Raw genomic sequence first — 22,946 nt, 5'->3', positions numbered from 1 at the left:
ATTCACCTGCCAGGAGGGTAGCCGATGGAGGCTCTCGACGCATTGCTCAACCGTGTTTCCGTGCCACGCCTGACCGACCCGGCGCCCAATGCCGCCCAGCGCGAGGCGCTGTTCCAGGCCGCCCTGCGTGCCCCGGACCACGGCCAGCTGCGGCCTTGGCGGTTCCTGACCATCGAAGGCCAGGGCCGCGAGAAACTGGGCGAGCTGTTCGCCGAGGCGCTGCAGCGCAAGGGCGATGCCAGCCAGGCTGCACTGGACAAGGCGCGTGCCATGCCGTTGCGGGCGCCGTTGCTGATCGTGGTGATTGCCCGCGTGCAGGATCACTTCAAGGTGCCTGGTTCCGAGCAGCGCCTGGCGGCGGGCTGTGCGGCGCATGGCATCCTGATTGCGGCGCATGCGCAAGGGATCGGCGCGGTATGGCGGACCGGTGACATGGCCTACGATGCCCATGTGCACCAGGGCCTGGGGCTGGCCGCGAACGAGGAGCTGATTGGCTACCTGTATGTCGGTACGCCGCTGACCGAGCCGCGTACGGCGCCCATTCTGGAAACCGCTGATTTCGTCAGTGCCTGGGGCGAGTAACGCAGCCTTGGGCTGATTGCAGTATCAAGGCAACTGGCCCTTTCGCGGGTAAACCCGCTCCCACAGGTGTGGCGCAAATTTCAGGCCTTGCACCAGTACCTGTGGGAGCGGGTTTACCCGCGAAGAGGCCGTGTGTATTGACATCTTCAACTGCCTGTCGCTTCAGTCACAGGCAACTCCAGCCGCGCCACAAAGCCTCCCTGTGGATGATTGTCGAGCACCAGGCTACCGCCATGACGCTCCGCCGCCTTGCGTGCAATCGCCAACCCCAGCCCATGCCCCGGCGCTTCCTGCCCCGGTGCGCGGAAGAACGGCTCGCCCAACTGCTGCAGATGCTCTGCCGCCGCCCCGGGCCCATGGTCGCGCACGCTCACCAGGATACGGTCCTGCTCGCGCACGGCACTGAGCTCGATCGGCTGGCCCACCGGGTTGAAGCGCAGGGCGTTGCGCAGCAGGTTGTCCACCGCGCGTTCGATCAGGGTTGGCCAGCCCTGCAGGGTCAACCCCGGCTGCGCCTCCAGGCGCACGTCCTGCTCCGGGGCGCTGAGCAGGGCGTCCTTGCGCACGCTGCCGAGCAGGGCATTGAGGTCGACCGGCTCGGCATGCGCCTGTTCGGCATCGACGCGCGCCAGGGCGAGGATTTCGCTGATCAGGTCTTCCAGCCGGTCGCATTCGCGGGTCAGTCGTGGCCACAGTGCCTGCCGCTGCGCAGGCTCGGCGCGCTCGGCCAGGGCCAGGGCGATGCGCAGCCTGGCCAGCGGTGAGCGCAATTCATGGGACACGTCGCGCAGCAACTGGCGCTGGCTGCCGATGGTGCTTTGCAGGCGCGCGCCCATCTTGTTGAAATCCTTGGCCAGCACGCCGAACTCGTCGCGTCGGGCTGCCAGCTGCGCCAGGCTGTTCTGCTGGTAGCTGGTCTGGCCGAGGTCGTGCACGGCACTGCGCAAGCGGCTGAGCGGGCGGGTGATGGACAAGGTCACCAGCAGACTGAACAGGGTCAGCACCACCAGCGCAATGCCCAGCGCACTGAGCGGCCACAACAGGCTCTCGCGGTGCCAGGCATCCAGCGCCGGGTGCGGGATACGGTAGATCAGCAGGTAGGTCTGGCCGCTATCGGGGCTGGTGTATTCCTCGGTCAGCCGTCGCCACGGCAGGCGCCGCTGGTCATTGTGCTGGCGCGCCTCCAATGCTGCCGCACGGCGCGGGAAGGTACCGGGCACCACGGCTTCGCCACTCTCGTCGAGCACTTGCACGTCGATCTTGAAGCGCTCTTTGCGCCGTTCCAGAAAGTGTTGCGCCGAAGCCAGGCCTTCCTGCTCGTAGTGCCTGGCCCACTTGCTGGCCAGGGTATTCAGGCCGGGGTGGCGGCTGAGTATCCAGGCGTCCTGGTTGAGCATGTGGCCCAGCAGGATCGACAGGCCCGCGACCAGGGCGATGGCCAGCCAGAAACTGGCCAGGATGCGCCAGAACAGTGAACGCAAGTGCACCTCCTAAACGGGAAAAGCCCGGCCCGCGCTAGGGCGGGCCGGGCATCGGCTGGACAGCTTACTGGGCCTTGTTGCCTTTTTCAGCTTTCCAGGCCTGGAACTCCTGCCACTCGGCTTGCTGTGTGGCGCGTTCCTTCTGCAGCTCGTCGAATTTCTTCTGCTGTTCCGGCTTGAGCAGGGCGCGGACCGCGCTGTCGGTCTTGTCGCGGTTGGCCTGCAGCTCATCGTGCATGGCCTTCTGCTCGGCGCTTGGCAGCTTGGACAGATAGCGCTCGGTGATGTCGTGGCGCTGCTTCATCTGTTCGCGCATCAGCTTGCCGACCTGCTGGCGCTGGTCGCGGCTCAGGTCCAGCTGGTGGAACGGCGCATCACCGCGATGATGCGGGCCGTCGTGGCGCGGGCCGTCTTCAGGCATGGCCATGGCCACGGTCGGCAGGGCAGCGGCGAACATCAGGGCGATAAGGGTCTTGCGCATGGTGTCTCTCCTTTCATAGGCCGGTGGTTACCGGATGAGCACAGTCTAGGGAGATCACCGTCAAGCGCCGTCAGCGCAGGGTAAAGGCTCGGTAAAGATGCTCAGAGGCAGTAGTAGTAGCCGCGACTGCGCAGGGCAACGATGCGTGGCCGGCCATCGGCATGCGGGCCGATCTTCTTGCGCAGGTTGCTGACGTGCATGTCCAGGCTGCGGTCATACAGGGTCAGCTTGCGGCCCAGGCCGATCTGCGCCAGTTCCTGCTTGTCCAGCGGCTCGCCGGGTTGGCGTAGCAGGGCTTCGAGAATGCGGCTCTCGGACAGGGTCAGGGTCATTTCGCGGCCGTCGATGCTGGCCACGCCACGGGCAGGGCTGTAGACCAGGTCGCCCAGTTCCACCTGGCTGCTGGTGGCCGCGGGATGGCTGCGGCGCAGCACGGCGCGCAGGCGGGCGGTGAGTTCACGTGGGTCACAGGGCTTGGCCAGGTAGTCGTCGGCGCCCAGTTCCAGGCCAAGGATACGGTCCAGCGGCTCGCCACGGGCCGAGAGCATCAACACCGGCAGTTCGGCATGCTCGCTGCGCAACTGCTTGAGCAGTTCCAGGCCACTGCCGTCAGGCAGCATCACGTCCAGCACCACGGCCGCCGGGGCATGCGTGGCCAAGGCCTGGCGGGCGCTCTTGCCATCGTGGCAGGCGCGCACGGTAAACCCTTCCTGGGTTAGCCAGCTGCCGAGCAGCTCGCACAGCTCCTGGTCATCATCAATCAGTAACAGCTCGCTCATGACTCACTCAATTCAACCATTGACGGCGGCTAAATCGGCCCGCCAGTGGCAAAGATACCGCAGACTGATGGCAATCGTATAACTGCCAGTACCGCGTGGCCTTCTTCGCGGGCTTGCCCGCTCCCACAGGGACACCACAGGGCCTGAGGTTGGTGGGTTCCCTGTGGCAGCGGGCAAGCCCGCGAAGAAGCCGACGCGGTCTCAGATCAGGGCAGTACTTGCTTGAACGGCTTGACCACGACCTTGTCGTACACGCCGGCCGCAATGTACGGATCGGCATCGGCCCAGCGCTGTGCCGCAGCCAGCGATTCGAACTCGGCAACGATCAGGCTGCCGCTGAAGCCTGCTGCACCCGGGTCGTTGCTGTCGATGGCCGGATGCGGGCCGGCCAGCACCACGCGGCCAGCGTCCTTCAGTTGCTGCAGGCGTTCGATGTGTGCCGGGCGTGCGGCCAGGCGCTTTTCCAGGGAGTTTGCGACGTCGCTGGCGATGATGGCGTAGAGCATGTCAATCCTTGGGTTTGGAGGTAGAAGGGTCGTCGTGCAGGTGGCGCGACAGGTACACGCCCTGCGCCACCAGGAATAGCACGGTCATGCCCAGGCTGCCGAACACCTTGAAGTCGACCCAGAAGTCCTGGAAGGTGAAGGCGACGAACAGGTTGGCCGCGCCGCAGAACAGGAAGAAGCCGATCCAGGCCAGGTTCAGGCGGGTCCAGATGGTGTCGGGCAGGCTCAGGGCATGGCCCATGATGCGCTTGATCAGCACCCGGTCACCGATGAAGTGGCTACCGGCGAAACCCAGGGCGAACAGCCAGTTGACCACCGGGGCTTTCCATTTGAGGAAGGTTTCGCTGTGGAAGGTCAGGGTCAGGCCGCCGAACACCAGGCACGCCACCAAGGTCAGCCACTGGCCCTTCTCCAGCTTGCGCTGGCGCAGGAACAGCGCGCCATAGACCACCAGCGAGCTGATGATGAGCATGGCCGTGGCGCTGTAGATTCCGCCGAATTCGAAGCTGTGGCCGGCGACTTCCAGGGGGCGCGGGTCGAGTTTATAGACGATGAAGAACAGCAACAGCGGAATGAAATCGATGAATTGTTTCACAATGGCAGCCAGAATCGGGATGTGACGGCATAATAACAAACATCGATTCCAGCGAAAGCGCTCCTCCATGAATGTTGATCTGCACTGTCACAGCACGGCCTCCGACGGCGCCCTGTCGCCCTCGGCACTGGTCGCCCGGGCCCATGAGCACGGGGTGCGAACGCTGGCCCTGACCGACCATGACACCATCGAAGGCCTGCCCGAAGCGCGCCAGGCCTGCCACGACAAGGGCATGCACTGGGTCAGCGGGGTGGAGCTGTCGTGCACCTGGGGCGGCGCGACCATCCATGTGCTCGGTTACGATTTCCCGCTCGACGCGCCGCCCTTGCTGGCGGCCATCGAAGCGTTGCACCGGGGCCGCTGGCTGCGCGCCGAAGAAATCGACAAACGGCTGGCGGCCAAGGGCATGCCCGGTGCCCTCGACGGCGCCCGTGCCGTGCAGCACGAACTGGGCGACAGCGGCAACGCCCCGGCGCGGCCACATTTCGCCGAATACCTGGTGCGCGCCGGGCACGTCAAGGACCGCGGCGAGGCGTTTCGCAAGTGGCTGGGCGCCGGCAAGCTGGGCGATGTCAAACAGCACTGGCCGAGCCTCGATGAAACCGTCGCCACCCTGCGCCAGTCCAACGCTTGGGTGAGCCTGGCGCACCCCATGCACTACGAACTGACCCGCAGCAAGCGCAGAAGGCTGATTGCCGACTATATTCAGGCAGGCGGGCAGGCAATCGAAGTGGTCAACGGGATGATGCCGGCCGAGCAGGTGGGCACCCTGTCCATCCTCACCCGTGAGTTCGGCCTGCTGGCAAGCGCTGGCAGTGACTTCCACGGCCCCGGCACCTGGGGCGAGATCGGTGCCTACCGGCCTTTGCCCGAGGACCTGCCACCTTTGTGGCGCCGATTCAGCCATGAACAGCCTTTGGCGGTATGAACAGGACGACTACGTGAGCCAATTTTTCCAGATTCATCCGGAGAATCCGCAGCCGCGGCTGATCCGCCAGGCGGTGGAAATCATCCGCAAGGGCGGCGTGGTGGTGTATCCGACCGACTCGGCCTACGCCCTGGGTTGCCAGATCGGCGACAAGGCAGCGATCGAGCGGGTGCGGCGCCTGCGCGGCCTGGACAAGACCCACAATTTCACCCTGATGTGCTGTGACATGTCGCAGCTGGGGCTGTATGCCAAGGTCGACACCGGCACCTTCCGCCTGCTCAAGGCGCATGTGCCGGGGCCTTACACCTTCATCCTCAATGGCACCCGCGAAGTGCCGCGCCTGCTGCTGCACGAAAAACGCCGTACCATCGGCCTGCGTGTGCCTGACCATGCCATCACCCTGGCCTTGCTCGCCGAGCTGGGTGAGCCGCTGATGAGCGTGAGCCTGATCTTGCCCGGGGATGACGAGCCGATGACCGACCCCTACGAGATCCGCGAGCGCCTGGAGCATCATGTCGACCTGGTGATCGACGGTGGTTTCGGCGACCTCAAGGCCTCGACCATCATCGACCTGTCCGGCGACGAGCCGGAGCTGATCCGTGACGGCTGCGGCGACCCCACGCCGTTCCTGGTCAACGCGTGAGCCAGGTAGAAACACCCGAGGCACTGTCCGAGCAGGCCGAGGCGCCGCGCCAGCTGCAGCTGGCGCTGGTGTATGGCGAAGCCCTGACCGAACTGCCGCTGGACCTGTACATCCCGCCGGACGCGCTGGAAGTCATCCTCGAAGCCTTCGAAGGCCCGCTGGACCTGCTGCTGTACCTGATCCGCAAGCAGAACATCGACATCCTCGACATCCCGGTGGCGGAAATCACCCGCCAGTACATGGGCTATGTCGAGCTGATGAAGAGCGTGCGCCTGGAACTGGCTGCCGAATACCTGGTGATGGCGGCCATGCTCGCCGAGATCAAGTCGCGCATGCTGCTGCCACGTTCGGCCGATGTCGAGGAGGAGGAAGGCGACCCGCGCGCCGAACTGATCCGCCGCCTGCAGGAGTACGAGCGTTTCAAGGCGGCCGCCGAAGGCATCGACGCAATGCCTCGGGTTGGCCGCGAGGTCGTGGTACCACGCCTGGAGGCGCCGCAGGCCAAGGTGCGCAAGCTGTTGCCCCAGGTCAGCCTGGAAGAGCTGCTGGTCTCCATGGCCGAGGTGATGCGCCGCAACGACCTGTTCGAAAGCCACCAGATCACCCGCGAGACCCTGTCCACCCGCGAGCGCATGAGCCAGGTGCTGGAGCGCCTGAAAGGCGGCGGCTTCGTGCCGTTCGTCGAGCTGTTTGCCGCCGAGGAGGGCAAGCTGGGCGTGGTGGTGACCTTCATGGCAATCCTTGAGTTGGTCAAGGAATCGCTGATCGAACTGGTGCAGAATGAACCCTTCGCCGCCATCCATGTGCGGCTTCGCCCGGCGCTTGTAGAAGAACCTGATGAACCTGAATGAACCCCGTGACCTGGCGTCGCTGATCGAGGCCTTTCTGCTGGCTTCGGGCAAGCCGCAATCGCTGGAACGCCTGTACGAGCTGTTCGAAGAGGCCGAACGGCCGGAACCCAAGGTCTTCAAGCAGGCCCTGGAACTGCTGGGCACGTCGTGTGCTGGCCGTGCCTTCGAGCTCAAGGAAGTGGCCAGCGGTTACCGCCTGCAGATTCGCGAAGACTTTGCCCCCTGGGTCGGGCGCCTGTGGGAAGAGCGCCCGCAGCGCTATTCGCGCGCGCTGCTGGAGACCTTGGCCTTGATCGCCTACCGCCAGCCGATTACCCGTGGCGAGATCGAGGATGTGCGTGGCGTGGCGGTGAACAGCAACATCATCAAGACCCTCATGGAGCGCGAGTGGGTGCGCGTGGTCGGTTACCGCGAGGTGCCCGGGCGGCCGGCGATGTTCGCCACCACCAAGGGCTTTCTCGACCATTTCAACCTGAAGAGCCTGGACGAGTTGCCGGCCCTGGCCGAGCTGCGGGAAATGCAGCCCGAACCGCTGCTCGATGCGGATGACGCACCGGTGCCGGCGCACCTGCAGGCGTTGGCCGATGCCAGCCTTGGCGAGGAGGAGGCGGTTGCCGAACCGAAGGAGGAGACCAGCTTCCGTAGCCTGCTGGTGGAGCTGGATGCCATGGAAGAGGGGCTGAAGACCGATTTTGATGATTTGCGCGAGGAACAGGCTGAGGCCTCGGTGGAAGAAGAGGGCAAGTCACTACCCTGATTTCTTTGTTGCCTGTACCGGGCCTTTCGCGGGCACGCCCGCTCCCACAGGTACTGCGCAGCCCTCAGGAGCTGTGATATCCCGTGTGGGAGCGGGCATGCCCGCGAAAGGGCCGGTACAGGCAACGCATCACCGTTAGGCAGAAACCCCTGGCAAAGCCCACAAAACCCTCTACCCTCCAGTGCGTTCCGTCGCCGAACCGCGTATGATGCGCGGCCTTTTGGCGCGTTCGTCGCCAGAAGCCATATTTCATTCCTACACCGGGAGGTGCCCAGATGAGTGAGCAAGACCTGCAAGATAGCCAACCCACCCCTCCGTCCGGCGAAAAGCTGCAGAAAGTGCTGGCGCGTATCGGCGTTGGCTCGCGGCGTGACGTCGAGGCCTGGATCAGCCAGGGCCGTATCAAGGTCAATGGCGTCGAGGCCACCCTTGGCCAGCGCGTCGACCTGCACGATGCCATCGCCGTGGACGGCAAGCTGATCAAGCGCGAAGAGGCCGCCGAGGCCACCCGCCGGGTGATCATGTACAACAAGCCTGATGGCGAGATCTGTACCCGTGACGACCCGGAAGGTCGCCCGACCGTATTCGATCGCCTGCCACGGCCGAAAGAAGGCCGCTGGATCAACATCGGCCGCCTCGACATCAACACCACCGGGCTGCTGCTGTTCACCACCGATGGTGAGCTGGCCAACCGCCTGATGCACCCATCCTACGAGATGGACCGTGAGTACGCGGTGCGGGTGCGCGGCGAAGTCGATGACGAGATGATCGAGCGCCTGAAGGCTGGCGTGATGCTGGAAGACGGCCCGGCCAAGTTCACCGACATCCAGAAGGCGCCGGGTGGCGAAGGCTTCAACCACTGGTACCACTGCGTGGTGATGGAAGGCCGTAACCGCGAGGTGCGTCGCTTGTGGGAGTCCCAGGGCATGGTGGTCAGCCGCCTGAAGCGCGTGCGTTTCGGCCCGGTGTTCCTCAATTCCGACCTGCCGATGGGCCGTTGGCGCGAAATGACCCAGGGTGAAATTGACATCCTCGCCGCTGAAGTGGGCCTGCAGCCGGTAGCGCTGCCGGCCATGAAGCTCAAGGCCAAGGATAAGCTGGAGCGCCTGCAGCGCAAGTCGACGCGCCCGTTGGGCCGTGGCGAGCGCGTGCGCAGCCTGCGCCCGGCCCACGAAGGCGGTGCTGGCGAAGAACGCCCGGCGCGCCAGCCGCGTGAAGAAGCGCCGCGCAAAAGCAGCCGTGGCAGCACCGTTGCCGAGCGCCCGAGCGAGATGCGCAAGCGTCCGGGCAAGCCTGACGCTGACAAGCCGGCAGGCCGTGGTCGCGGCAAGCCGCGTGGCTGATCGAGCTTTGCGGTGACGAGAACCAGCCTTCGGGCTGGTTTTTTTATGCCTGTGGAATTCAGGCCTGCTGCGCAGCCCGTCGCCACACAAGGCCGCTGCTGATGCCCTGTCGACGCGGTCCCTGTAGGAGCGGCCTTGCGTCGCGATGGGCCGCAAAGCGGCCCCAAGACCTTGAACAAAAAGAATTTTTCTGACGACTGGCAAGTTCCCGAACCGCCTTGTAAAAAAATCTATACAGATACTGCCGAATTCAGCCCTGATTTCAGATTTTCCACGGCCCTGTAAACATTGCTTGCCGTCGCCGCTGTGCGCGAGCCTGCCCCCAGGCTCCGACCACCCTTGCCCAAACCCCCGCCGCCACGGTGTTATAGCCACCATTGCCGTGTGCAAAAGCCTGTCCACAGAGCCAGGCTGACAAAACAACAAATGGAGGCGCCATGTACGCCGATCACTCCGCCTTTGAAGGCCCACACCACAGGATCGCTGCGTTTTTTCCCAAGGAAACGATGCAGTGCGTTGACGCCTGCGCGTTTGCAGGGGTATACAGTGCGCCGCGTTTTACCTGTGACTCCTTTGCGTACCGCGCACTCCTGATCACCCCTGGTTGACCCGCCCCGGCGGCTGCAGCGTTCAGGAAACCCAAGGTAACCACCTTGCCCATTCCGCTGCGCCACGAGCGCGGTGGGTCCGATTCCGTCACAGATAAAAACAATGCAGGTGACTTCGTTCATGAGTGGACAAAACATGCATTCAGGCGAGCTCAAGCGGGGCCTGAAGAACCGCCACATCCAGCTGATTGCCCTGGGTGGTGCGATCGGTACCGGCCTGTTCCTCGGCTCGGCGGGGGTGATGAAATCCGCTGGCCCGTCGATGATCCTGGGCTACGCCATCTGCGGCTTCATCGCCTTCATGATCATGCGCCAGCTCGGTGAGATGATCGTCGAAGAGCCAGTGGCCGGCTCGTTCAGCCATTTCGCCCATACCTACTGGGGCGGTTTCGCCGGCTTCCTGTCGGGCTGGAACTGCTGGGTGCTGTACATCCTGGTGGGCATGTCGGAGCTGTCGGCAGTCGGCAAGTATGTCCACTACTGGTGGCCGGAGATCCCGACCTGGGTCACGGCGGCGGCGTTCTTCGTGCTGATCAACGCCATCAACCTGATGAACGTGAAGTTCTTCGGTGAAGCGGAATTCTGGTTCGCCATCATCAAGGTGGTGGCCATCGTCAGCATGATCGGCCTGGGTGCCTACCTGCTGACCAGTGGCAGCGGCGGCCCCGAGGCGACCGTGGCCAACCTGTGGTCGCATGGTGGCTTCTTCCCGAACGGTGTCAGCGGGCTGGTGATGGCCCTGGCGTTCATCATGTTCTCCTTCGGTGGCCTGGAAATGCTCGGCTTTACCGCTGCCGAGGCCGACAAGCCGAAGACCGTGATCCCCAAGGCGATCAACCAGGTCATCTACCGCATCCTGATCTTCTATGTGGGTGCCCTGGTGGTCCTGCTGTCGCTGACCCCGTGGGACAACCTGGTGGCCAGCATCGCTGCCTCGGGTGGCAGCTATGGCAGCAGCCCGTTCGTCCAGGTGTTCTCGCTGCTGGGCAGTGACGTGGCAGCGCACCTGTTGAACTTCGTGGTCCTGACTGCGGCATTGTCGGTGTACAACAGCGGCACCTACTGCAACGCCCGCATGCTGCTGGGCATGGCCGAACAGGGCGACGCCCCGGCATCGCTGGCCAAGGTCGACAAGCGTGGCGTGCCTGTGCGTTCGATCCTGGCATCGGCTGGGGTGACCTTCGTTGCCGTGCTGCTGAACTACCTGATGCCGCAGAACGCCCTGGAGCTGCTGATGTCGCTGGTGGTGGCCACCCTGGTGATCAACTGGGCGATGATCAGCTACTCGCACCTGAAGTTCCGCCAACACCTCGACCGCACCGGCCAGAAGCCGCTGTTCAAGGCCTTGTGGTACCCCTATGGCAACTACCTGTGCCTGGCGTTCGTGGTGCTGATCCTGGGTATCATGCTGATGATCCCGGAGATCCGCGTGTCGGTGTATGCGATCCCGATCTGGCTGTTTGCGATGTTCGTGATCTACATGGTCAAGCCGCGTCGCAGGATGAATACCGCTGTAGCGGCTACTGGCATGGCCAAGTAAGGCGCCCTGTAGTAGCCGAAAACCCGAAGTCAGGTCACTGGCTTCGGGTTTTTTCTTGCCTGTCGCGGCCCTGTCGCCGGCAAGCCAGCGCCAGAAGTCAGATCTGTTCGAGCAACCAGCTTCTGAACGCCCGCAACGATGGCAACGCTTCGTTCCTCGGCGGGTAGATCAGGTAATAACTGCGCTGGCTGGCAAACGCCTCGCCGGGGCTGTACAGCTCGCCCTTGGCCAGTTCTTCTTCCACCAGGATGCGCGGCACCAGGCCGATGCCGATACCGGCCCGTACCGCCTGGATCAGGTGCGAGGTCAGCTCGAAGCTCGGCCCCAGGCGCATCGCCCGGTGCGCCAGGCCATGGTGCGAGAACCACTCGCCCCAGGCATGCGGGTTGTTGGCCACGTTCAGCAGCACCTCTTCACTGATCCGGGCCGGGCTCCAGCCCTGGCCATCCGCGCCAGCTTCCGGCGGCAGGATCACCACCAGTTGCTCGGCATGCAGGCGATGGCAGACCAACCCCGGCAGGTCGTGGCTGGCCACGCCGATGGCGGCGTCGATCTCGCTGGTATCGAAATTGATGGCTTCGATGCGTGAATGAATGTGCACCAGCATGCCCGGGTGGGCGCTGTAGAACGCGTGCAGCCGGGGCAGCAGCCACTTCGAGCCGAAGGTGGGCAGGGTGGCCAGGCGCAAGGTGCCGACCCCCGACTGGTAGGCCAAGGCCTGCAGGGTGGCACTGCGGATGCGCCCCAGGGCTTCGCTGAGTTCGCGCTGGTACAGGCGCCCGACATCGGTCAGTTGCACCTGGCGCCCCTCGCGGCGGAACAGGGTCAGCCCCAGCTGCTGTTCCAGTGCCTGTACCTGGCGGCTGACGGCGCTCTGGGTCAGCGACAGCTCGGCGGCGGCGCGGGTATAGCTTTCATGCCGGGCGGCGGCCTCGAAAGCCAGCAGCAGCGACATCGACGGGGTGAGGTGGCGGTAATTCATTCATGGAAGTCATCGATAGCGGCAGGATTATCCGTTTGCCCCTGAAGCGAAACTACAGGAACATTGGCCTATACGTCATCCCTGCATGCCTTCACTCATGCCGGAACGACAGGAATCCCGTGAATTTGCCCATATCAAGAGGCCGTCCTTCGATGATCGCCCAGCTGTCGACCGTCGCCCCGAGCGCCAACTACCCCGAATTCCTCGAAGCCCTGCGCAACAGCGGCTTCCGCGGCCAGATCAGTGCCGACTACGCTACCCGCACGGTGCTGGCCACCGACAACTCGATCTACCAGCGCTTGCCGCAGGCAGCGGTGTTCCCGCTGGACGCCGACGACGTGGTGCGGGTCGCCACGCTGATGGGCGAGCCGCGCTTCCGCCAGGTCAAGCTGACCCCGCGCGGCGGCGGTACCGGCACCAACGGCCAGTCGCTGACCGACGGTATCGTGGTCGACCTGTCACGGCACATGAACAAGATCCTCGAAATCAACGTCGAGGAGCGCTGGGTGCGGGTACAGGCCGGTACGGTCAAGGACCAGCTCAACGCCGCGCTCAAGCCTTACGGCCTGTTCTTCGCGCCGGAGCTGTCCACCTCCAACCGGGCCACCGTCGGCGGCATGATAAACACCGATGCCAGCGGCCAGGGTAGCTGCACCTATGGCAAGACCCGCGACCACGTCCTGGAGCTGCACAGCGTGCTGCTTGGTGGTGAGCGCCTGCACAGCCTGCCGATCGACGATGCCACGCTGGAGCAGGCGTGTGCCGCACCCGGCCGGGCCGGCGAGGTGTACCGCATGGCACGAGAGATCCAGGAAACCCAGGCGGACCTGATCGCAACCACCTTCCCCAAGCTCAACCGCTGCCTGACCGGCTACGACCTGGCGCACCTGCGCGACGAGCAGGGCCGTTTCAACCTCAACAGCGTGCTGTGCGGTGCCGAAGGTTCGTTGGGCTATGTGGTCGAAGCCAAGCTCAATGTGCTGCCGATCCCCAAGTACGCCGTGCTGGTCAACGTGCGCTACAGCAGCTTCATGGATGCCTTGCGCGACGCCAATGCGCTGATGGCGCACAAGCCGCTGTCGATCGAGACCGTCGACTCCAAGGTGCTGATGCTGGCGATGAAGGACATCGTCTGGCACAGCGTCGCGGAGTACTTCCCGGCCGACCCCGAGCGCCCGACCCTGGGCATCAACCTGGTGGAGTTCTGTGGCGACGAACCTGCCGAGGTCAATGCCAGGGTGCAGGCGTTCATCCAGCACCTGCAGAGCGACACCAGTGTCGAGCGCCTGGGCCATACCCTGGCCGAGGGCGCCGAGGCGGTGACCCGGGTCTATACCATGCGTAAGCGTTCGGTGGGTTTGCTGGGCAACGTCGAAGGCGAAGTCCGCCCGCAGCCGTTCGTCGAGGACACTGCGGTACCGCCAGAACAACTGGCCGACTACATCGCCGAGTTCCGCGCGCTGCTCGATGGCTACGGCCTGGCGTATGGCATGTTCGGCCATGTTGACGCCGGTGTGCTGCACGTGCGCCCGGCGCTGGACATGAAGGACCCGGCCCAGGCCGCGCTGGTCAAGCCGATCTCCGATGCCGTGGCGGCGTTGACCCGCAGCTACGGCGGCCTGCTGTGGGGCGAGCACGGCAAGGGCCTGCGTTCGGAGTACGTGCCCGAGTACTTCGGTGAGCTGTACCCGGCGCTGCAGCGCCTGAAGGGCGCCTTCGACCCGCACAACCAGCTCAACCCCGGCAAGATCTGCACCCCGCCGGACAGCGCCGAGGGCCTGACCAAGGTCGATGGCGTGACCCTGCGCGGCGATCTCGACCGCACCATCGACGAGCGCGTGTGGCAGGACTTCGGCAGTGCCGTGCATTGCAACGGCAACGGCGCCTGCTACAACTACGACCCCAACGACGCCATGTGCCCGTCGTGGAAGGCCACCCGCGAACGCCAGCATTCGCCCAAGGGCCGCGCCTCGCTGATGCGTGAGTGGCTGCGCCTGCAGGGCGAGGCGAACATCGATGTGCTGGCTGCGGCGCGCAATCGGGTGTCCTGGCTCAAGGGCCTGCCGGCACGCCTGCGCAACAACCGCGCACGCAGCCAGGGGCAGGCAGATTTCTCCCATGAGGTGTACGACGCCATGGCCGGCTGCCTGGCGTGCAAGTCGTGCGCCGGGCAGTGCCCGATCAAGGTCAACGTGCCGGACTTCCGCTCGCGCTTTCTCGAGCTGTACCACGGCCGCTACCAGCGCCCGCTGCGTGACTACCTGATCGGCTCGCTGGAGTTCACCGTCCCGTACCTGGCCCACGCGCCGGGGCTGTACAACGCGGTGATGGGCTCGAAGTGGGTGAGCAAGCTACTGGCTGACAAGATCGGTATGGTCGACAGCCCGTTGCTCAGCCGCTTCAACTTCCAGGCCACCCTGACCCGCTGCCGTGTCGGCGTGGCCAGTGTGCCAACCCTGCGTGAACTGACCCCGGCCCAGCGTGAACGCAGCATCGTGCTGGTGCAGGACGCCTTCACCCGCTACTTCGAGACGCCGCTGCTGTCGGCCTTCATCGACTTGGCGCACCGCCTGGGCCACCGGGTGTTCCTGGCGCCGTACAGCGCCAACGGCAAGCCGCTGCATGTGCAGGGTTTCCTCGGGGCGTTCGCCAAGGCGGCGATCCGCAATGCCACCCAGCTCAAGGCCCTGGCTGACTGCGGCGTGCCGCTGGTGGGCCTGGACCCGGCGATGACCCTGGTGTACCGCCAGGAGTACCAGAAAGTCCCGGGCCTGGACGGCTGCCCGAAGGTGTTGTTGCCGCAGGAGTGGCTGATGGACGTGTTGCCGGAACAGGCAGCGAGCGCGTCGGGCAGTTTCCGCCTGATGGCGCACTGCACCGAGAAGACCAACGTGCCGGCCAGCACCCGCCAGTGGGAGCAGGTGTTCGCCCGCCTGGGGCTGAAGCTGGTGACCGAGGCCACTGGCTGCTGCGGCATGTCCGGTACCTATGGGCACGAGGCGCGTAACCAGGACACCTCGCGGACCATCTTCGAGCAGAGCTGGGCGACCAAGCTGGACAAGGAAGGCGAGCCGCTGGCGACGGGGTATTCCTGCCGCAGCCAGGTCAAGCGCATGACCGAGCGGCAGATGCGCCACCCGCTGGAAGTGGTGTTGCAGTACGTCCAGCGCTAGGTTTACCGGCCTCGGGGGCTGCTTTGCAGCCCATCGCGACACCAGGCCGTTCCTCCAGCAAGCGTGAGCTGCCCCTCAGATCAAGCGCACGGTACAAGGAGCGGCCTGGTGTCGCGAAAGGGGTGCAAAGCACCCCCTGTTGTTAGAGACCCCGCTGACGCCGCACCTGCCTGTACAGGTACAGGCTCAACAGCAACCCGCAAGCCGCCGCTGCCGCCGCAAACGGAAACATCGAAGCAAAGCCGAATCCCGCCGCCACGGCGCCCACCAGCGGCCCGGTCACCCCCAGCGACAAGTCGATGAACAGCGAATAGGCCCCGACCGCAGCCCCGCGGTTGGCCGCCGATACCTGATTCACTGCCTCCACTCCCAGCGCCGGGAACACCAGCGAGAAGCCGAACCCGCTCAGTGCGGCGCCTGCCAGCGCCAAGTCGGCACTCGGTGCCAGCCACAGCATCAGCAGCCCGAACGTTTCCACCGACAAACAGGCGATCGCCACGCGGAACCCGCCAATCCGATTGATCAGGTTGCCGAACAGCAGCCGTGCGCTGATGAAGCTGGCGCCGAACAGGCTCAGGGTCAGCGCGGCATTGGCCCAGCCGCGGCTGGCGTAGTACAGGGTGATGAAGGTGGCGATTGTGCCGAAGCCGATCGAGCCCAGGGCCAGCCCCGAACCGTGCGGGAACACTTTGCCCAGCACGCGCAGGAACGGCAGGCGCACGCCGCTGACGATCGGCGCCGCCTGCCGGGGCCAGGCCAGCAGCAGGCCGAGCGCACACAACAGGATAATGCTCGCGCCCATGCTCCACAGCCCCAGGCCCTTGACCATCAGCACCCCCAGCGGGGCGCCGATGGCCAGCGCGCCGTAGCTGGCGATGCCGTTCCAGGAGATGACCTTGGCGGTGTGTTCGGCACCGACCCGGCCGATACCCCAGCCGATCGAACCCGACCCCACCAGGCTTTCGGCGCTGCCCAGCACCAGGCGGCCGGCCAGCAGGCTGGCCAGGCTCAGCCAGGGCAGGTGGGTGAGAAAGGCGCAGGCCAGCATGAACACCCCGCTGAGGCCGCACCCGGCCAGGCCATACAGGACTGCTTTCTTGCTGCCGTGGTTGTCGATGATGCGGCTGGCCGTGGGGCGGCTGAGCAGGGTAGCCAGGTATTGCACGCTGATCGCAAGGCCCGCGACCACGGCGCCGAAGCCCAGGTCGTTGTGCACATAGCCAGGCAACACGGCCAGGGGGATGCCGATGTTCAGGTAGCCGATGAAGGTGAAGAGGACGATGGAGACGACTTGCAGGGTGACCGCAAGGGGGCGCGGTGAGTCGGGCATGGGGGCCTACGTGGGTTCTGGACGGTGTGAAAACGTGATGACGGGGTTGGCCCGCAGGTCAGCCGTTTTCACACAGTCGGGGATGCGCGGTTAGTCCTGGTCAGCGCTGGATTGATCGTCACCATCCTGCTCGACGGCAGCTGCCGGTTCGGCATGAACGGTTACGGTTGGCTCTTCTGGGTTCAGGCTTGGGAAGGGAAGATTCGGGATTTCATGCATCTCGTCGTTCCTCGCAAGTGTGAGTGAAAAGTCTGCGCCAGGCGCGTTTGAAGCTTCGCAAAGCTGGGGCAGGATACACAAGTCTGGATGACAGTTTGGTTTTTTTGCCGGTCGCCGGTCGGTTTTGCGGGTGAACAGCGGACATTTCCCCTGCAAAAAACTGGGGCCGCTTCGCGCCCCTTCGCGGGCGTGCCCGCTCCCACAGGGGCCGCGTAAATCCTTGGTTTTCGCGGTCCCTGTGGGAGCGGGCACGCCCGCGAAGGGGCGCGAAGCGGCCCCAATTCCCAAGCGATTACTTGCGGCCTTCAGCCGTCTCCGCCACCTTGTCGGTGCGCGCGCACATGATGAAGTCATTGCGGTGCAGGCCCTTGATCGAGTGGCTCCACCAGGTCACGGTGACCTTGCCCCACTCGGTCAGCAGGCCCGGGTGGTGGCCTTCGGCTTCGGCGATTTCGCCCACGGCATTGGTGAACGCCAGGGCGTGCTTGAAGTTCTTGAACAGGAAGACGCGCTCCAGTTCCATGTGGCCATCGCGTACTTCGATGTTCCAGTCCGGGATCTCGCGAATCAGCTCGGCCAGCTCCTCATCAGTGACTTTCGGGGCGTCGGCGCGGCAGGCTTCGCAATGGGCTTGGTTCAAGGCATTCATGTGGTGTTTTCCGGTTCGAGTTGTTATCGGCAAGGTCGCTCAGGCGGCGACCTTGGGTGGAAACTTCGGTGCGTGCAGGCCCAGCTGCATGGCGTGGTGAACCATGCCCATGATGTCTTCGTGGGCCAGGTCGAACAGGCGCTTCATGTTCGGCAGCACGAAATACAGCGGCTGCAGGATGTCGATGCGGTACGGGGTGCGCATGGCTTCGATCGGGTCGAAGGCCTGGTGCTCCGGCTCGGCAGACAGACTGTAGACGGTTTCTTTCGGCGACGAGAGGATGCCGCCGCCATAGATCTTGCGGCCTTGGGCGGTTTCGATGAGGCCGAATTCGATGGTCATCCAGTACAGGCGCGCCAGGTAAACGCGCTGTTCTTTGGTCGCGGCCAGGCCGAGCTTGCCGTAGGTATGGGTGAATTCGGCGAACCAGGGGTTGGTCAGCAGCGGGCAGTGGCCAAAGATCTCGTGGAAGATGTCGGGCTCTTGCAGGTAGTCCAGTTCTTCCGGGGTGCGGATGAACGTGGCGACCGGGAAGCGCTTGCTGGCGAGCAGCTCGAAGAAGGTCTGGAAGGGGATCAGTGCCGGCACCCGGGCAACCTGCCAGCCCGTGGTGGCGCCCAGCACCTTGTTGATCTCGCCCAGTTGCGGAATCCGGTCATGCGGCAGCTTGAGCTGGTCGATGCCGTCCAGGTATTCCTGGCAGGCGCGGCCTTCGATCACTTTCAGCTGGCGGGTGATCAGGGTGTTCCATACCGCATGCTCTTGCTGCGGGTAGTCGATAAAACCGTGCGCATCGGGCTCGCGTGCCACGTATTGCGTCTGTTTCATGTGGCTCTCCTGGTGAGGGCTTTTCTTGTTATGTGCAGGACATGCCTAAGGAATATCCCTTCGCCGGCTGCTTTGCACGGGGGTGGGAGATAGGCGAGATGGGCTTCTCGCGGCGTTTTCGTAACGAATATTTTACAAAACCCAGCAAGTGTCGGAAAATCCGAGGCATCTGGCTGATGCCTAGGCGGTTTTTGTCAGCTTATCTTTACGACTTTTCTGCGCTGCGTTGAAAAACCTCGGCGCTTCGAGAGCCCTCATGCGTATCAAAGTGCATTGCCAGAACCGTATTGGCATCCTGCGCGACATCCTCAACCTGCTGGTGGAGTACGGCATCAACGTGCTGCGCGGCGAGGTGGGCGGTGACCATGGCAACGCCATCTACCTGCATTGCCCGAACCTGATCAATTTGCAGTTCCAGGCGCTGCGGCCCAAGTTCGAGGCCATCGCTGGGGTGTTCGGCGTCAAGCGCGTGGGGTTGATGCCCAGCGAACGTCGCCACATGGAGCTGAACGCGCTGCTGGGCGCGTTGGACTTCCCGGTGCTGTCGATCGACATGGGCGGCAGCATCGTCGCCGCCAACCGCGCGGCAGCCCAGTTGCTGGGTGTGCGGGTGGACGAGGTGCCGGGCATGCCGCTGGCGCGCTACGTTGAAGACTTCGACCTGCCGGAGCTGGTGCGCGCCAACAAGTCGCGCATCAACGGCCTGCGTATCAAGGTCAAGGGCGATGTGTTCCTGGCCGATATCGCGCCACTGCAGTCCGAACACGACGACAGCGAGGCGCTGGCCGGTGCGGTGCTGACCCTGCACCGCGCCGACCGCATCGGTGAGCGTATCTACAACGTGCGCAAGCAAGAGCTGCGCGGTTTCGACAGCATCTTCCAGAGCTCGCGGGTCATGGCCGCCGTGGTCCGCGAGGCGCGGCGCATGGCACCACTGGATGCACCCTTGCTGATCGAGGGTGAAACAGGCACCGGCAAGGAGTTGCTGGCGCGTGCCTGCCACCTGGCCAGCCCGCGCGGGCAGTCGCCGCTAATGGCGCTGAACTGCGCCGGGTTACCCGAGTCGATGGCCGAGACCGAGCTGTTCGGTTACGGCCCCGGGGCCTTCGAAGGTGCGCGCGCCGAGGGCAAGCTGGGGCTGCTGGAGCTGACCGCCGGTGGCACGCTGTTCCTTGATGGGGTAGGGGAGATGAGCCCGCGCCTGCAGGTGAAGTTGCTGCGCTTTCTGCAGGACGGCTGCTTCCGCCGTGTAGGCAGCGATGAAGAGGTGTACCTGGACGTGCGGGTGATCTGCGCGACCCAGGTGGATTTGTCCGAATTGTGCGCGCGTGGCGAGTTCCGTCAGGACCTGTACCACCGGCTCAATGTGTTGTCGCTGCACATTCCGCCCTTGCGCGAATGCATGGACGGCCTGGAAGGGCTGGTGCAGCACTTTCTCGACCAGGCCAGCCGGCAGATCGGTTGCGCCATGCCGCGCCTGGCACCAGCGGCGATGGACAAACTTGCCCAGTACCATTGGCCGGGCAATGTAAGGCAACTGGAAAACGTATTGTTCCAGGCGGTTTCGTTATGCGATGGCGGCGTGGTCAAGAGCGAACATATTCGCTTGCCGGATTATGGCGCGCGGCAACCGTTGGGTGAGTTTTCGCTGGACGGGGATCTTTCGCAGATTGTCGGGCGCTTTGAGAAGGCGGTGCTGGAAAGTTTGATGGGGGAATTCCCGAGTAGTCGGGCTTTAGGTAAAAGACTGGGTGTTTCGCATACGACCATTGCCAACAAGTTGAGGGATTACTCGCTTGGCAAGTCTGCAGATTAATCAGGCCTTATAAAAGGCGGGACTGCTGCGCAGTCCTTTCGCGACACAAGGCCGCTCCTACAAGTACTGCGCAGGCTTCAAACATTGCGCGGTACCTGTAGGAGCGGCCTTGTGTCGCGAATGGGGCCCGCAGGGCCCCCAATTCACAAGGTATCAGCCGTTCGAGCAGCCGTTCCCCATCACGCGGTATTCGAGAATGTGCTTCTGGCCCTTGGAGTCTTCATAGGTCATGCGGGCTGGCACCACTTCGCATACATTGGGCACTTCGCTCATGGAAATGACGCGGGCAATGTCCAGGTGCTGCGCGTAGTTGTACTGTTCAACCGGAATCTGCTCGGCATCTTTGCCTTCGCCGGCCATCGCCGCGCCGCAAAGACTGCCAAGTACCAATACCAGTAAAGCTTTCATTTTCTATTTACCTGTCTAAGGTCGTGAGGGGGCGCGCGGCGCTTTTGGCGCCGCGAGTAGTGCTGGTTTAACTATCGGGATAAGACGGGGATTAACGCTTGCCTTCGTGGGGGCTGTTACCAGTTGTTAATCGCCTTGCCGTTGCTGGCGAGATGAATTTTAGGGTTGTCGCCAAGGCTGAAACAGTGGGGCTTTTGATAAAGTGTTTTGGCAGAATCTGTAACAATCCTCTGGGCAACGCGCCAATTGTCGCTTCGCCACGGCTGAAAAGCGCATGCTAGAGCGCCCGTGCTGAACGGGCGTACCAAATTACTACCAACGTCGAATGGCTTTTGTCGCTCTGGTACAGTTACAAACGGTCCCATACAAAAACAACTATTACACCGAGGTAACACAGATGAGTGCGGCTCCACTGTATCCCGTTCGTCCCGAGGTTGCGGCCACCACGCTGACCGACGAGGCCACCTACAAGGCCATGTACCAGCAGTCGGTGATCAACCCGGACGGCTTCTGGCGCGAGCAGGCCCAGCGTATCGACTGGATCAAGCCGTTCACCAAGGTCAAGCAGACCTCCTTCGACGACCACCATGTCGATATCAAATGGTTCGCCGACGGCACTCTGAACGTTTCCTCCAACTGCCTGGATCGCCACCTCGAAGAGCGCGGTGACCAGCTGGCCATCATCTGGGAAGGCGACGATCCTTCCGAGCACCGCAACATCACCTACCGCGAACTGCACGAGCAGGTCTGCAAGTTTGCCAACGCCCTGCGTGGCCAGGATGTGCACCGCGGTGACGTGGTCACCATCTATATGCCGATGATCCCCGAGGCCGTGGTCGCCATGCTGGCCTGCGCCCGTATCGGTGCGATCCACTCGGTGGTGTTCGGTGGCTTCTCCCCCGAAGCGCTGGCCGGGCGGATCATCGACTGCAAGTCCAAGGTGGTCATCACCGCCGACGAAGGCGTGCGCGGCGGCCGCCGTACCCCGCTCAAGGCCAACGTCGACCTGGCACTGACCAACCCGGAAACCAACAGCGTGCAGAAGATCATCGTGTGCAAGCGCACCGGTGGCGACATTGCCTGGCACCAGCACCGTGACATCTGGTACGAAGACCTGATGAAAGTGGCTTCCAGCCACTGCGCGCCGAAAGAGATGGGCGCCGAGGAAGCGCTGTTCATCCTTTACACCTCCGGCTCCACCGGCAAGCCGAAGGGCGTGCTGCACACCACCGGTGGTTACCTGGTCTATGCCGCGCTGACCCATGAGCGTGTGTTCGACTACCGCCCGGGCGAGGTCTATTGGTGCACTGCCGACGTCGGCTGGGTCACCGGCCACAGCTACATCGTCTACGGCCCGCTGGCCAACGGCGCCACCACGCTGCTGTTCGAAGGCGTGCCGAACTACCCGGACATCACCCGCGTGTCGAAGATCATCGACAAGCACAAGGTCAACATCCTCTACACCGCGCCAACTGCCATCCGCGCAATGATGGCCGAAGGCGAGGCCGCGGTGGCCGGGGCCGACGGCTCCAGCCTGCGTCTGCTGGGCTCGGTGGGCGAGCCGATCAACCCCGAAGCCTGGAACTGGTACTACAAGGCCGTGGGCAAGGAACGTTGCCCGATCGTCGATACCTGGTGGCAGACCGAAACCGGCGGCATCCTGATCAGCCCGCTGCCAGGTGCCACTGGCCTCAAGCCGGGTTCGGCCACCCGTCCGTTCTTCGGCGTGGTGCCGGCCCTGGTGGACAACCTGGGCAACCTGATCGAAGGTGCCGCCGAAGGTAACCTGGTGATCCTCGATTCCTGGCCGGGGCAATCGCGTTCGCTGTATGGCGACCACGACCGGTTCGTCGACACCTATTTCAAGACCTTCCGTGGCATGTACTTCACCGGCGACGGCGCGCGTCGCGACGAGGATGGCTACTACTGGATCACCGGCCGCGTGGATGACGTGCTCAACGTGTCCGGTCACCGCATGGGCACTGCCGAGATCGAAAGTGCCATGGTGGCGCATTCGAAAGTGGCCGAGGCGGCGGTGGTGGGCGTGCCGCATGACATCAAGGGGCAGGGCATCTATGTATATGTCACCCTCAACGCCGGCATCGAGCCCAGCGAGCAGCTGCGCCTGGAGCTGAAGAACTGGGTGCGCAAGGAAATCGGCCCGATCGCCTCGCCGGATGTGATCCAGTGGGCGCCGGGGCTGCCGAAGACCCGTTCGGGCAAGATCATGCGCCGCATCCTGCGCAAGATTGCCACGGGCGAATACGGCGCGCTGGGTGACATCTCGACCCTGGCCGACCCGGGGGTGGTGCAGCATTTGATCGATACCCACAAGGCGATGAGCCTGGCTTCGGCCTGATAGCCGAGTCGCACACGATCCCCTGTGGGAGCGGGCATGCCCGCGAAGCAGGCGACGCGGTGGATGGCACCGGCTACGCCGGTGTTCG

21 protein-coding genes are annotated in these 22,946 nt (G+C 64.0%); 10 read left to right on the top strand and 11 right to left on the bottom strand.

Annotated elements, in window-relative coordinates:
- Window positions 1-24: 24 nt before the first annotated feature.
- Entirely contained in the window at window positions 25-582 is a 558-nt protein-coding gene (locus tag ACJA3S_RS18285) for a nitroreductase family protein (RefSeq protein WP_406819503.1), read from the top strand.
- A gap of 146 nt (window positions 583-728) precedes the next feature.
- Here the strand turns inward: ACJA3S_RS18285 and ACJA3S_RS18280 are convergent, their stop codons facing one another.
- The 5 genes from ACJA3S_RS18280 to ACJA3S_RS18260 form a co-directional block, all read right to left on the bottom strand.
- Window positions 729-2,069, bottom strand: a complete 1,341-nt coding sequence (locus ACJA3S_RS18280; RefSeq protein WP_406819502.1) for an ATP-binding protein — start codon at window positions 2,067-2,069, stop codon at window positions 729-731.
- A 58-nt stretch (window positions 2,070-2,127) separates the two neighbouring features.
- Window positions 2,128-2,544 carry a Spy/CpxP family protein refolding chaperone gene (locus tag ACJA3S_RS18275; RefSeq protein WP_170031260.1) on the bottom strand — a complete coding sequence of 139 codons (417 nt, stop codon included), beginning with the start codon at window positions 2,542-2,544 and terminating at the stop codon, window positions 2,128-2,130.
- A 101-nt stretch (window positions 2,545-2,645) separates the two neighbouring features.
- Window positions 2,646-3,323, bottom strand: a complete 678-nt coding sequence (locus ACJA3S_RS18270; RefSeq protein WP_170031258.1) for a response regulator transcription factor — start codon at window positions 3,321-3,323, stop codon at window positions 2,646-2,648.
- Window positions 3,324-3,529: 206 nt separating this feature from the next.
- Complete coding sequence (locus ACJA3S_RS18265) at window positions 3,530-3,829, bottom strand: YciI family protein (RefSeq protein WP_170031256.1); 300 nt, start codon at window positions 3,827-3,829, stop codon at window positions 3,530-3,532.
- A gap of 1 nt (window position 3,830) precedes the next feature.
- The gene (locus ACJA3S_RS18260) at window positions 3,831-4,424 is read right to left on the bottom strand and encodes a septation protein A (RefSeq protein WP_186688585.1); all 594 of its coding nucleotides are present in this window, start codon (window positions 4,422-4,424) and stop codon (window positions 3,831-3,833) included.
- A gap of 67 nt (window positions 4,425-4,491) precedes the next feature.
- Here ACJA3S_RS18260 and ACJA3S_RS18255 point away from each other — a divergent pair, with 67 nt between their 5' ends.
- The 6 genes from ACJA3S_RS18255 to ACJA3S_RS18230 all read left to right on the top strand — a co-directional run bounded on the left by ACJA3S_RS18255 (window position 4,492) and on the right by ACJA3S_RS18230 (window position 11,094).
- Window positions 4,492-5,352: a PHP domain-containing protein gene (locus ACJA3S_RS18255; protein WP_200627526.1), complete on the top strand. Its 861-nt coding sequence runs from the start codon at window positions 4,492-4,494 to the stop codon at window positions 5,350-5,352.
- Window positions 5,353-5,365: 13 nt separating this feature from the next.
- Entirely contained in the window at window positions 5,366-5,995 is a 630-nt protein-coding gene (locus tag ACJA3S_RS18250; RefSeq protein WP_406819501.1) for an L-threonylcarbamoyladenylate synthase, read from the top strand.
- A gap of 125 nt (window positions 5,996-6,120) precedes the next feature.
- Window positions 6,121-6,846, top strand: a complete 726-nt coding sequence (locus tag ACJA3S_RS18245; protein ID WP_170034247.1) for a ScpA family protein — start codon at window positions 6,121-6,123, stop codon at window positions 6,844-6,846.
- A complete protein-coding gene (gene scpB / locus ACJA3S_RS18240; protein ID WP_406819500.1) occupies window positions 6,833-7,603 on the top strand; it encodes an SMC-Scp complex subunit ScpB in 771 nt (256 codons plus the stop codon). The genes ACJA3S_RS18245 and scpB overlap by 14 nt, the downstream gene beginning before the upstream one ends.
- 275 nt (window positions 7,604-7,878) lie before the next feature.
- On the top strand, window positions 7,879-8,946 hold the full coding sequence (gene rluB / locus ACJA3S_RS18235; RefSeq protein WP_170031246.1) for a 23S rRNA pseudouridine(2605) synthase RluB: 1,068 nt from the start codon (window positions 7,879-7,881) through the stop codon (window positions 8,944-8,946).
- A gap of 729 nt (window positions 8,947-9,675) precedes the next feature.
- Window positions 9,676-11,094: an amino acid permease gene (locus ACJA3S_RS18230; RefSeq protein ID WP_406819499.1), complete on the top strand. Its 1,419-nt coding sequence runs from the start codon at window positions 9,676-9,678 to the stop codon at window positions 11,092-11,094.
- A 97-nt stretch (window positions 11,095-11,191) separates the two neighbouring features.
- Here ACJA3S_RS18230 and ACJA3S_RS18225 read toward each other — a convergent pair whose 3' ends face one another.
- Window positions 11,192-12,076 (bottom strand): LysR substrate-binding domain-containing protein, encoded by an 885-nt coding sequence (locus ACJA3S_RS18225; RefSeq protein ID WP_170031242.1) that lies wholly within the window; start codon window positions 12,074-12,076, stop codon window positions 11,192-11,194.
- Window positions 12,077-12,228: 152 nt separating this feature from the next.
- Here ACJA3S_RS18225 and ACJA3S_RS18220 point away from each other — a divergent pair, with 152 nt between their 5' ends.
- Window positions 12,229-15,249: an FAD-binding and (Fe-S)-binding domain-containing protein gene (locus ACJA3S_RS18220; protein WP_406819498.1), complete on the top strand. Its 3,021-nt coding sequence runs from the start codon at window positions 12,229-12,231 to the stop codon at window positions 15,247-15,249.
- Between the two features lie 142 nt (window positions 15,250-15,391).
- Here ACJA3S_RS18220 and ACJA3S_RS18215 read toward each other — a convergent pair whose 3' ends face one another.
- From ACJA3S_RS18215 to phhA, 4 genes are all read right to left on the bottom strand, one after another.
- Window positions 15,392-16,579 (bottom strand): MFS transporter, encoded by a 1,188-nt coding sequence (locus ACJA3S_RS18215; protein WP_406819497.1) that lies wholly within the window; start codon window positions 16,577-16,579, stop codon window positions 15,392-15,394.
- 90 nt (window positions 16,580-16,669) lie between these two features.
- Window positions 16,670-16,798: a hypothetical protein gene (locus ACJA3S_RS18210; RefSeq protein ID WP_256098753.1), complete on the bottom strand. Its 129-nt coding sequence runs from the start codon at window positions 16,796-16,798 to the stop codon at window positions 16,670-16,672.
- Window positions 16,799-17,090: 292 nt separating this feature from the next.
- Window positions 17,091-17,447: a 4a-hydroxytetrahydrobiopterin dehydratase gene (locus ACJA3S_RS18205; protein ID WP_003254532.1), complete on the bottom strand. Its 357-nt coding sequence runs from the start codon at window positions 17,445-17,447 to the stop codon at window positions 17,091-17,093.
- A 39-nt stretch (window positions 17,448-17,486) separates the two neighbouring features.
- Entirely contained in the window at window positions 17,487-18,275 is a 789-nt protein-coding gene (phhA, locus tag ACJA3S_RS18200; RefSeq protein ID WP_406819496.1) for a phenylalanine 4-monooxygenase, read from the bottom strand.
- Window positions 18,276-18,531: 256 nt separating this feature from the next.
- Between phhA and ACJA3S_RS18195 the strand changes: the two genes are divergently transcribed.
- The gene (locus ACJA3S_RS18195; protein WP_170031234.1) at window positions 18,532-20,091 is read left to right on the top strand and encodes a sigma-54-dependent transcriptional regulator; all 1,560 of its coding nucleotides are present in this window, start codon (window positions 18,532-18,534) and stop codon (window positions 20,089-20,091) included.
- A 153-nt stretch (window positions 20,092-20,244) separates the two neighbouring features.
- Here the strand turns inward: ACJA3S_RS18195 and ACJA3S_RS18190 are convergent, their stop codons facing one another.
- Window positions 20,245-20,499, bottom strand: a complete 255-nt coding sequence (locus tag ACJA3S_RS18190) for a DUF2790 domain-containing protein (RefSeq protein ID WP_170031232.1) — start codon at window positions 20,497-20,499, stop codon at window positions 20,245-20,247.
- A gap of 397 nt (window positions 20,500-20,896) precedes the next feature.
- Between ACJA3S_RS18190 and acs the strand changes: the two genes are divergently transcribed.
- On the top strand, window positions 20,897-22,858 hold the full coding sequence (acs, locus tag ACJA3S_RS18185) for an acetate--CoA ligase (RefSeq protein WP_186676385.1): 1,962 nt from the start codon (window positions 20,897-20,899) through the stop codon (window positions 22,856-22,858).
- Window positions 22,859-22,946 lie beyond the last annotated feature (88 nt).

Origin of the sequence: Pseudomonas sp. KnCO4 (assembly GCF_045344305.1) — a bacterium.
Lineage (GTDB): Bacteria > Pseudomonadota > Gammaproteobacteria > Pseudomonadales > Pseudomonadaceae > Aquipseudomonas > Aquipseudomonas anuradhapurensis.
The sequence above is the reverse complement of the archived record's forward strand: the minus strand, read 5'-3'. Positions and strand labels throughout refer to the sequence as shown.

Bases quoted from the DNA above. Each gene is read 5' to 3' on its own strand.
- ACJA3S_RS18285 (WP_406819503.1), top strand. From the start codon at position 25: ATGGAGGCTCTCGACGCATTGCTCAACCGTGTTTCCGTGCCACGCCTG.
- ACJA3S_RS18275 (WP_170031260.1), bottom strand. From the start codon at position 2,544: ATGCGCAAGACCCTTATCGCCCTGATGTTCGCCGCTGCCCTGCCGACC.
- ACJA3S_RS18270 (WP_170031258.1), bottom strand. From the start codon at position 3,323: ATGAGCGAGCTGTTACTGATTGATGATGACCAGGAGCTGTGCGAGCTG.
- ACJA3S_RS18265 (WP_170031256.1), bottom strand. From the start codon at position 3,829: ATGCTCTACGCCATCATCGCCAGCGACGTCGCAAACTCCCTGGAAAAG.
- ACJA3S_RS18255 (WP_200627526.1), top strand. From the start codon at position 4,492: ATGAATGTTGATCTGCACTGTCACAGCACGGCCTCCGACGGCGCCCTG.
- scpB (WP_406819500.1), top strand. From the start codon at position 6,833: ATGAACCTGAATGAACCCCGTGACCTGGCGTCGCTGATCGAGGCCTTT.
- rluB (WP_170031246.1), top strand. From the start codon at position 7,879: ATGAGTGAGCAAGACCTGCAAGATAGCCAACCCACCCCTCCGTCCGGC.
- ACJA3S_RS18230 (WP_406819499.1), top strand. From the start codon at position 9,676: ATGAGTGGACAAAACATGCATTCAGGCGAGCTCAAGCGGGGCCTGAAG.
- ACJA3S_RS18225 (WP_170031242.1), bottom strand. From the start codon at position 12,076: ATGAATTACCGCCACCTCACCCCGTCGATGTCGCTGCTGCTGGCTTTC.
- ACJA3S_RS18220 (WP_406819498.1), top strand. From the start codon at position 12,229: ATGATCGCCCAGCTGTCGACCGTCGCCCCGAGCGCCAACTACCCCGAA.
- ACJA3S_RS18215 (WP_406819497.1), bottom strand. From the start codon at position 16,579: ATGCCCGACTCACCGCGCCCCCTTGCGGTCACCCTGCAAGTCGTCTCC.
- ACJA3S_RS18210 (WP_256098753.1), bottom strand. From the start codon at position 16,798: ATGCATGAAATCCCGAATCTTCCCTTCCCAAGCCTGAACCCAGAAGAG.
- ACJA3S_RS18205 (WP_003254532.1), bottom strand. From the start codon at position 17,447: ATGAATGCCTTGAACCAAGCCCATTGCGAAGCCTGCCGCGCCGACGCC.
- phhA (WP_406819496.1), bottom strand. From the start codon at position 18,275: ATGAAACAGACGCAATACGTGGCACGCGAGCCCGATGCGCACGGTTTT.
- ACJA3S_RS18195 (WP_170031234.1), top strand. From the start codon at position 18,532: ATGCGTATCAAAGTGCATTGCCAGAACCGTATTGGCATCCTGCGCGAC.
- ACJA3S_RS18190 (WP_170031232.1), bottom strand. From the start codon at position 20,499: ATGAAAGCTTTACTGGTATTGGTACTTGGCAGTCTTTGCGGCGCGGCG.
- acs (WP_186676385.1), top strand. From the start codon at position 20,897: ATGAGTGCGGCTCCACTGTATCCCGTTCGTCCCGAGGTTGCGGCCACC.